Annotated in this window: 6 protein-coding genes; all 6 read right to left on the bottom strand. The window is 69.9% G+C overall.

The genetic code is table 11. The annotated features are described in order from the left end of the window. Positions 1-386: 386 nt before the first annotated feature. Complete coding sequence (locus JMJ55_RS18135; RefSeq protein ID WP_202826984.1) at positions 387-905, bottom strand: hypothetical protein; 519 nt, start codon at positions 903-905, stop codon at positions 387-389. Between the two features lie 17 nt (positions 906-922). Further along, complete coding sequence (locus tag JMJ55_RS18130; protein WP_202826983.1) at positions 923-2,152, bottom strand: MFS transporter; 1,230 nt, start codon at positions 2,150-2,152, stop codon at positions 923-925. A 77-nt stretch (positions 2,153-2,229) separates the two neighbouring features. Continuing rightward, positions 2,230-3,420, bottom strand: coding sequence for a 3-hydroxybenzoate 6-monooxygenase (locus tag JMJ55_RS18125; RefSeq protein WP_202826982.1), 1,191 nt, complete (start codon positions 3,418-3,420; stop codon positions 2,230-2,232). Positions 3,421-3,482: 62 nt separating this feature from the next. Next, a complete protein-coding gene (locus JMJ55_RS18120; protein WP_202826981.1) occupies positions 3,483-3,869 on the bottom strand; it encodes a hypothetical protein in 387 nt (128 codons plus the stop codon). Positions 3,870-3,912: 43 nt separating this feature from the next. Further along, complete coding sequence (gene glpK, locus JMJ55_RS18115) at positions 3,913-5,409, bottom strand: glycerol kinase GlpK (protein WP_202826980.1); 1,497 nt, start codon at positions 5,407-5,409, stop codon at positions 3,913-3,915. A gap of 53 nt (positions 5,410-5,462) precedes the next feature. After that, positions 5,463-7,238: an ABC transporter substrate-binding protein gene (locus tag JMJ55_RS18110; RefSeq protein ID WP_236033806.1), complete on the bottom strand. Its 1,776-nt coding sequence runs from the start codon at positions 7,236-7,238 to the stop codon at positions 5,463-5,465. Positions 7,239-7,248: the final 10 nt, after the last annotated feature.

Genomic DNA, 7,248 nt, shown 5'->3' with positions numbered 1-7,248 from the left:
TGAAACCCCATCAGCCATCCAACGCAACCGCGCCAAACAACGACAAAGCCATCAAAACTTCCAGAAAACCAGATGCAAATATCAATGAGCAAACCGTCAGAAGCTCAAACCGTCAGGCTCGGCATCGTCCGGTGGCCCATCATGTAGCGCACTGCGGCGCGACCTTCAAGACCTTTTTTTTATCTTCCTTTCGGCCGGTCCGCTTTCGACGAATACAAAGGCTGGTCTTCATAACTACCAACCCTTGCCTCCGATTACTCGGACCAACTTACAAGGCCACCTTACGGCGGAGCGCGGAAATAGCGCCTCGCGCCGGCCGCCACAAGCCCTAACTGCGGATTTTTTTCAGCCTGATGACAGATGCCGTTGCGGAGGCGCGATCGCCTTCAGCCAGCCGCGGCGGCGATCCTCTCCAGCCGCAGCTCCCCCTTGGCGCCCCAGCCGCGGACATCCTCCGGCACCTCCGGCCGGAAGGCCTCATAGAGACGGAAGCCGATGCGGTTCAGCTCCTCGGGCTCCAGCCCGGCGGCCAGCGCCTCCATCGCCGCCCGGGCCTCCGCCAGGCGCGGCCCGAAGGCGCGGGCGAGATAAGCGGCGACCGGGGCCGCCGGCGCGGCATGGCCGCCGGCATTGGCCAGCTCCACCCCATCCTTGTCATGGGCCAGAGGGATGTCCCGCCCGAGCAGCCTTGTGGTCCGGCGCGGCCGCGCTGCCCCGCCCTCGGCATGCGGATGCTCCTCCGCCAGCCCCAGCCGCCGCGCCTTGGCCCGCGCCGCGGTGCCGGCGACGGCGCTGCCGAGGCTGAGCGCGGTGTCCGGCGGATGGCCGAGCCGCTCCGCCACCACCGTGGCCCAGAGGGTCAGCACGGGCGCACGGTTCACACGGATCGGGGCAGGATGGGCCATAGGACGAAAAGCGCCGCTCAGACGCCGCGGTTCTGCCGCCCTGTCAGCGCCAGCACCGCCCCCAGCAGCCCGATCCCGGCCGCCAGCGGCCCGAAGCCGCCGAAGCCCCAGCCCGCCATCATCCAGCCGCCGAGCGAGGCGGCGCCCAGCCAGCCGATGCTGGCCGAAGTGACGTTGAGGCCGAGCACCGTGCCGCGATGCTCCTCCGGCACATTGGCCAGCGCCGCCATCAGGCTCGGCCGGGCGATGGCATTGACGAAGACATAGGCGAAGCCAAGCGCGACCGAGGTGCCGAGCCCCGGCGTCCAGCCGAACAGCACCACCGCCAGCCCGGCGGCACCGATCATGGCGCCGGCGAAAGTCAGCCGTCGGTCCGGCAGCCGGTCGGCCAGCTGTCCACCAAGGATGGTGCCGAGGATGCTGCCGGCGGCGAAGACCGCCAGCGGCACCGCCACCCCCGCGAGGCTCAGCCCATAGGTGGATTGCAGGAAGGTGGCGAAATAGACCGCGATCAGCCCGTAGCAGATGCGCTCCGCCACCCCCATGGCCAGCAGCCGCAGCACCGGCCCGGTCAGGGCAGCGCGGGTGCCGGTGCGGGGCGGACGGGGGCCGGGCGCCACCGGCACCGGGCGCAGGGTCGTCAGCACCAGGGACAGTGCCGCCAGCACGGCGATGCCAGCCACGACCTGATGCACGCCGCGCCAGCCGACCCAGGCGCCGATCCAGGCGGCCAGCGGCACGCCGACCAACAGGGTCAGCGATTGCCCGGCCATCACCCAGCCCAGCGCCCGCCCCCGCTGCCGGTCCACCACCCGCGCCGAGGCCTCGGCCATCAGCACGCCGGTGAATGCGCCGGAACAGCCGCCGCCGAGCGTCGCCCAGACCGCGACCCAGACATAGGAGCCGGCGCCGGCCACGCCGAGCATGCAGAGCGCCAGCGCCACCGGCCCGCCCGCGAGGAATGGCCTTCGCCCCCAGCGGTCCGACCAGGCTCCCGCCAGCACCGAGGCGATGCCCCAGGCCACCGAGGTCAGTGCCATGAGGTTGCCGACCAGCGGCAGGCTGGTGTCCAGGTCCCGAGCCATCTCGATCAGGAAGGGCGCCCGGGTGGTGCCGGAGGAAGAGGCGGCGAACATGCCGAAGCAGCAGGCCGCCAGCAGCGCCCAGGGCATGGGCGGCAAGGGGGCCGGGATCACGCCCGGGGCGGCCGCGGCTTCGGGGTCGGGCAGCCGCCGGAAGCGGGCCATGGCGTTCCTCGGATCGTCTTGACGGCGAGGCTAGGGGAAAGCCCAAGGCGACGAAACCGCCCGCCGGGGTCGTTCTGCTACCCGCCTGAAAGCCCGCTGCCGCCATAGAGCCAGGCCATCACCTCGTACCACTCCTCGGAGCTGCGGGCGGACATGATGGCGTTGCGCAGCAGCGCATGCGGCCCGGCTGGGTGGTAGACATGCTCGCCGATGGCGCGGGATTGCAGCTGCACCCGCGCGGTCCGCAGCAGCCGCCGCCCGCGATAGGCCCCCAGCCCCGCCTCGATCCGGCCGGGATGCGCCGCCAGCATCTCCGCCAGGCAGACCGCATCCTCCATCGCCATGCAGGCGCCCTGGGCCATGTATTGCAGCATCGGATGCGCCGCATCGCCGAGCAGCGCGACGCGGCCATCCACCCAGCGCTCCACTGGCTCGCGGTCGCAGAGCACCCAGAGCTTCCAGTCGGTGCCCTGGCGGATGATGCCCTGCGCCCGCGGATGGATATGCCCGAAGCCGCGCATCACCTCCCCAAGGCTGGCCGGCTGGCCCGCCACCGGCTCCAGCGCGTCGTTGTGGGTGGTGACGACCAGGTTGAACAGCGCCCAGCCCGAAAGCGGGTAGTGGACGATATGGCATTTCGGCCCGGCCCAGAGCGTCGCCGCATTCCAGCGCAGCGCCTCCGGCATCCGCTCGGTCGGGATGACGCTGCGATAGGTGGTGTGGCCGGAGACGCGCGGCGGGCCGTCGCCCACCAGCTGCGCCCGAATGCGGGACCAGAGCCCGTCGGCGCCGATCAGCGCCGCGCCGGCAATGCGCCCACCCCCGGCCAGCAGGGCGGTGACGGTGGCGCCATCCTGCTCATAGCCTGCCACTGCGCTCGCGGTGCGCAGCTCGACCAGCGGGCTGTCCTGGCAGGCGCGCAGGAAGACGCCGTGCAGGTCGCCGCGATGAATCACCGCGTAGGGGTTGCCGAAGCGCCGGCGGAAGCCCTCGCCGAGATCGATATGGGTGATCTCCTCGCCGCCCATCGCATCCATCAGCCGCAGCTGGTCGATATAGACGGCCATGGCGCGGGCGGTGTCGCCGACCCCGAGATGGTCGAAGGCATGGAAGGCATTGGGGCCGAGCTGGATGCCGGCGCCGATCTCACCGAAGCGGGCCGCCTTCTCCAGCACGATGCTGCGGAAGCCCCGGCGCGCCAGGCCGAGCGCCGTGGCCAGGCCGCCGATGCCGCCGCCGGTGATCAGGATGGGATGGCCCGCCTGCATGCTCCTCCCCCGGCTTCAGGGCAGGCAGGGTAGGAACCCGCTGGAGCCCGCGCAACGACCTCTCAGGCCGCGGTGGCGACGCAACCCCGGCCCTGGCGGTTAAAGCTGGTGATCCGCCCCTCGCGGGATTCGAAGACGAGCTGGCAGGTATCCGGCTGGCCGCCGAAGCCGAAGCCGAGCCCGGTGCCGATCCCGAAGCCGGGTCCGCCGAAGCCGAGGCCGATGCCCGGGATGATGGCGGGCGAGGAGGAGGGTCGGAAGATGTCGTATTGCAGCAGGCGCCGCCCGTCCCCGTCATAGGTCCGGCTCGGCACGCCGAGATTGCCGACCACATCCGCTTCCGGACGGCCGATATAGGTCGCAATCCGGCGATCGAATTCCTCGGTGGTGCCGCTCGCGCAGGCGGCGAGCAGCGACAGGGCGAGCAGGGGGAGGAGGCGCAGGGTCATGGCAGGCCGGTAACGCGGCAGCCCGGGCCCCGGATGCCTGCCCTCAGCCGGGGTCGGAGAGGGTCCGCTGCACCGCCCGCCGCCAGCCGGCATAGGCGGCCGCTCGCTCGGGCTCGGCCATCGCCGGGGTGAAGCGCCGCTCCAGCTGCCAGTGGGCGGCGAATTCCACCGGCTCCGGGCAGAGCCCGGCCTGCAGCCCGGCGAGATAGGCAGCACCCAGCGCCGTCGTCTCCCGGATGGTGGGCCGGTCCACCGGGGCGCCCAGGATGTCCGCCAGGAATTGCATCGTCCAGTCGGAGGCGACCATGCCGCCATCCACCCGCAGCACCGCCCCGGTCCCGGCGCCCAGATCAGCCTGCATCGCCTCCAACAGGTCGCGCGTCTGGTAGCCAACACTCTCCAGCGCCGCCCGCGCGAAATCGGCCCGGCCCGAGGCGCGGGTGAGGCCATGGATCGTCCCCCGCGCCTCCGCATCCCAATGCGGCACGCCGAGGCCGACGAAGGCCGGCACCAGGAAGAGCCGCCCGGCCGGATCGGATTGCGCCGCCAGCGCGCCGCTTTCGGCCGCGTCCTTGATGATGCCGAGCCCGTCGCGCAGCCACTGCACCGCGGCGCCGGCGACGAAGATCGCGCCTTCCAGCGCATAGGTCCGCTTGCCGCCGAGCTGATAGGCGATGGTGGTCAGCAGCCGGTGGCGGGAGGCGACGGGCGCATCGCCGGTGTTGAGCAGGGCGAAACAGCCCGTGCCATAGGTGGATTTCATCATGCCCGGCTGGAAGCAGGCCTGCCCCACCGTCGCCGCCTGCTGGTCCCCGGCGATGCCGAGCACGGGGATGGCAGCGCCCAGCACCGTGGTGCTGCCGAATGCGGCGGCGCAATCCCGCACCTCCGGCAGCATCCCCATCGGCACGCGGAACAGCTCGCCCATCGCCGGGTCCCAGGCGCCGGTGCGGATGTCGAAGAGCATGGTGCGGGCGGCATTGGTCGCATCCGTCGCATGCACCCGCCCCGCCGTCAGGCGCCAGAGCAGGAAGGTATCGACGGTGCCGAAGGCCAGCTCGCCCCGCTCCGCCGCATCGCGGGCGCCGGGGACGGCATCCAGCATCCAGGCGATCTTGGTCGCCGAGAAATAGGGATCGATCAGCAGCCCGGTCGTGGCGGCGACGGCCGGCGCATGCGCCGCCTCGCGCAGCCCGGCGCAGGTGGCGGCCGTCCGCCGGTCCTGCCAGACGATGGCGCGATGGATCGGCCGGCCGGTGCGCCGGTCCCAGACCAGCGTCGTCTCCCGCTGGTTGGCAATGCCGATGCCGGCGATCTGCGCGGGTTCCAGCCCCGCCTTGCCGATCGCCTCCCGCATCACCGCCAGCGAGGTCTCCCAGAGATCCTCCGCCTCATGCTCCACCCAGCCGGATTGTGGATAGTGCTGCGCGAACTCCTGCTGCGCCGAGGCGACCGGCATGAGGTCGGGCATGCGGAAGATGATCGCGCGGGTCGAGGTGGTGCCCTGGTCGAGGGCGAGGATATGGCCTTCGGCGGGCATGGGCAGAACCTCTGTCGAGTGGGGGGTGGGAGCCGAAGCCCCCACCCTTCGGATCAGCCGCGGCGCGGCGGGTTGGCGGGCCAGCTCTGGATGAGCTTGTCGTAATCGACCGTCTCACCCTGCGGCTTCTCATTCGCCAGCTTCCGCTGCGGCGCGATATTGCCGTCCTTTTGCGCCTGCTCGTACCAATGCTCGGCATTGGTGCGCGGGTTGAGCCGCGGACCGCACTCGCCCTGCACATTGGCGCGCTGCAAGCGCTCCAGCACGCTGTCCTGCGCCGCCGCCAGCGAATCCATCGCCGCCTGCGGCGTCTTCGCGCCCGAGGAGGCATCGCCGATATTCTGCCACCAGAGCTGCGCCAGGCGCGGATAGTCAGGAATGTTCACCCCTGTCGGCGTCCACTGCACCCGCGCTGGGGAGCGGTAGAACTCGATCAGCCCGCCGAGCTGCTTGGCGCGGTCGGTGAAGGACTGATGCCAGATATCGCTCTCACGGATGAAGGTGAGGCCGACATGGCTCTTCTTCAGGCTGGTCGATTTGGCGACGCAGAACTGCGCATAAAGCCAGGCGGCGCGGCGGCGATCCACCGGGGTGGATTTCAGCAGGGTCCAGGAACCGGCATCCTGGTAGCCGAGCTTCATCCCCTCCTTCCAATAGGCGCCCTTCGGTGAGGGCGCCATGCGCCATTTCGGCGTGCCATCGGCATTCACCACCGGCAGGCCGGGCTTCACCATATCGGCGGTGAAGGCGGTGTACCAGAAGATCTGCTGGGCGATATTGCCCTGCGCCGGCACCGGCCCGCTCTCGGAGAAGGTCATGCCCGCCGCCTCGGGCGGGGCATATTTCTTCAGCCACTCGATATACTTGGTGATCGAGTAGACCGCCGCCGGCCCATTGGTGTCGCCACCGCGTTCGATGGAGGAGCCGGTCGGGCGGCAGCCTTCCATGCGGATACCCCATTCATCGACCGGCTTGCCGTTCGGGATGCCGCGGTCGCCATTGCCGGCCATGGAGAGCCAGGCATCGGTGAAGCGCCAGCCGAGCGAGGGGTCCTTCTTGCCATAGTCCATATGGCCATAGACCTTGACCCCATCGACCTCCTTCACCGTATTGGTGAAGAACTCGGCGATGTCCTCATAGGCAGACCAGTTCACCGGCACGCCGAGGTCGTAGCCGAATTGCCGCTTGAAGGCCTCTTTGATGGCCGGGCGGTTGAACCAGTCGTAGCGGAACCAGTAGACATTGGCGAATTGCTGGTCGGGGAGCTGATAGAGCTTGCCATCGGGCCCGGTGCCGAAGCTGCGGCCGATGAAATCCTCGAGGTCGAGGGTCGGCAGGGTCTGGTCCTTGCCCTCGCCCGTCATCCAGTCGGAGAGCGGCACCGCCTGCTGGTAGCGGAAATGCGTGCCGATCAGGTCGCTGTCATTCACCCAGGCGTCATAGACGTTGCGGCCCGACTGCATCTGGGTCTGCAGCTTCTCCACCACATCGCCTTCCTGCAGCAGGTCGTGCTTCAGGCGGATCCCGGTGATCTCGGAGAAGGCGCGCGCCAGGGTCCGCGCCTCATATTCATGGGTGGTGATCGTCTCCGATACTACATTGATCTCCTGTCCCCGGAAGGGCTGCGCGGCGCGGGCGAACCACTCCATCTCCTGCATCTGCTGCTCTTGCGAGAGCGTGGAGGGCTGGAATTCCTCGGCGACCCAGCGCCGCGCGGCATCCACGCCCTGGGCGACGGAATGGCTCGGCCGGAGCAGCACCGGCGCGGCGAGGACCGCGGCGCTGCCGAGCAGCCATTTCCGGCGGCCCATCGGTGTCATGGCATTCATTGGCGTTTCC

The sequence above is a fragment of the Belnapia mucosa genome, from assembly GCF_016775475.1.
GTDB classification, from domain to species: Bacteria; Pseudomonadota; Alphaproteobacteria; order Acetobacterales; family Acetobacteraceae; genus Belnapia; species Belnapia mucosa.
The sequence above is the reverse complement of the archived record's forward strand: the minus strand, read 5'-3'. Positions and strand labels throughout refer to the sequence as shown.

What these genes read in the sequence shown, in the direction of transcription:
- JMJ55_RS18135 (WP_202826984.1), bottom strand. Translation starts at nt 905, where the DNA reads ATGGCCCATCCTGCCCCGATCCGTGTGAACCGTGCGCCCGTGCTGACC.
- JMJ55_RS18130 (WP_202826983.1), bottom strand. Translation starts at nt 2,152, where the DNA reads ATGGCCCGCTTCCGGCGGCTGCCCGACCCCGAAGCCGCGGCCGCCCCG.
- JMJ55_RS18125 (WP_202826982.1), bottom strand. Translation starts at nt 3,420, where the DNA reads ATGCAGGCGGGCCATCCCATCCTGATCACCGGCGGCGGCATCGGCGGC.
- JMJ55_RS18120 (WP_202826981.1), bottom strand. Translation starts at nt 3,869, where the DNA reads ATGACCCTGCGCCTCCTCCCCCTGCTCGCCCTGTCGCTGCTCGCCGCC.
- glpK (WP_202826980.1), bottom strand. Translation starts at nt 5,409, where the DNA reads ATGCCCGCCGAAGGCCATATCCTCGCCCTCGACCAGGGCACCACCTCG.
- JMJ55_RS18110 (WP_236033806.1), bottom strand. Translation starts at nt 7,238, where the DNA reads ATGAATGCCATGACACCGATGGGCCGCCGGAAATGGCTGCTCGGCAGC.